3 protein-coding genes and 1 pseudogene are annotated in these 1,106 nt (G+C 56.6%); 2 read left to right on the forward strand and 2 right to left on the reverse strand.

Translation table 11 applies throughout. The features are described from left to right. A partial coding sequence (locus tag HMPREF7215_RS00150) for a Rop family plasmid primer RNA-binding protein (RefSeq protein WP_032948266.1) occupies positions 1-194 on the reverse strand: 194 nt, incomplete at its 3' end. Here HMPREF7215_RS00150 and HMPREF7215_RS14105 point away from each other — a divergent pair. Beyond that, the gene (locus tag HMPREF7215_RS14105; RefSeq protein ID WP_000538659.1) at positions 193-561 is read left to right on the forward strand and encodes a hypothetical protein; all 369 of its coding nucleotides are present in this window, start codon (positions 193-195) and stop codon (positions 559-561) included. The genes HMPREF7215_RS00150 and HMPREF7215_RS14105 overlap by 2 nt on opposite strands. Before the next feature lie 54 nt (positions 562-615). Next, positions 616-744, forward strand: coding sequence for a type VI secretion protein (locus tag HMPREF7215_RS14000; RefSeq protein WP_001260374.1), 129 nt, complete (start codon positions 616-618; stop codon positions 742-744). A 55-nt stretch (positions 745-799) separates the two neighbouring features. On the opposite strand, the pseudogene HMPREF7215_RS00165 reads toward HMPREF7215_RS14000, so the two are convergent. Further along, positions 800-1,106, reverse strand: a pseudogene (locus HMPREF7215_RS00165) (hypothetical protein); the annotation flags it as partial.

The raw sequence follows: 1,106 nt of genomic DNA on the forward strand, positions 1-1,106 counted from the left end.
GCGAGGCAGCTGCGGTAAAGCTCATCAGCGTGGTCGTGAAGCGATTCACAGATGTCTGCCTGTTCATCCGCGTCCAGCTCGTTGAGTTTCTCCAGAAGCGTTAATGTCTGGCTTCTGATAAAGCGGGCCATGTTAAGGGCGGTTTTTTCCTGTTTGGTCACTGATGCCTCCGTGTAAGGGGGATTTCTGTTCATGGGGGTAATGATACCGATGAAACGAGAGAGGATGCTCACGATACGGGTTACTGATGATGAACATGCCCGGTTACTGGAACGTTGTGAGGGTAAACAACTGGCGGTATGGATGCGGCGGGACCAGAGAAAAATCACTCAGGGTCAATGCCAGCGCTTCGTTAATACAGATGTAGGTGTTCCACAGGGTAGCCAGCAGCATCCTGCGATGCAGATCCGGAACATAATGGTGCAGGGCGCTGACTTCCGCGTTTCCAGACTTTACGAAACACGGAAACCGAAGACCATTCATGTTGTTGCTCAGGTCGCAGACGTTTTGCAGCAGCAGTCGCTTCACGTTCGCTCGCGTATCGGTGATTCATTCTGCTAACCAGTAAGGCAACCCCGCCAGCCTAGCCGGGTCCTCAACGACAGGAGCACGATCATGCGCACCCGTGGCCAGGACCCAACGCTGCCCGAGATGCGCCGCGTGCGGCTGCTGGAGATGGCGGACGCGATGGATATGTTCTGCCAAGGGTTGGTTTGCGCATTCACAGTTCTCCGCAAGAATTGATTGGCTCCAATTCTTGGAGTGGTGAATCCGTTAGCGAGGTGCCGCCGGCTTCCATTCAGGTCGAGGTGGCCCGGCTCCATGCACCGCGACGCAACGCGGGGAGGCAGACAAGGTATAGGGCGGCGCCTACAATCCATGCCAACCCGTTCCATGTGCTCGCCGAGGCGGCATAAATCGCCGTGACGATCAGCGGTCCAATGATCGAAGTTAGGCTGGTAAGAGCCGCGAGCGATCCTTGAAGCTGTCCCTGATGGTCGTCATCTACCTGCCTGGACAGCATGGCCTGCAACGCGGGCATCCCGATGCCGCCGGAAGCGAGAAGAATCATAATGGGGAAGGCCATCCAGCCTCGCGTCGCGAAC

The organism is Pyramidobacter piscolens W5455, from assembly GCF_000177335.1.
Lineage (GTDB): Bacteria > Synergistota > Synergistia > Synergistales > Dethiosulfovibrionaceae > Pyramidobacter > Pyramidobacter piscolens.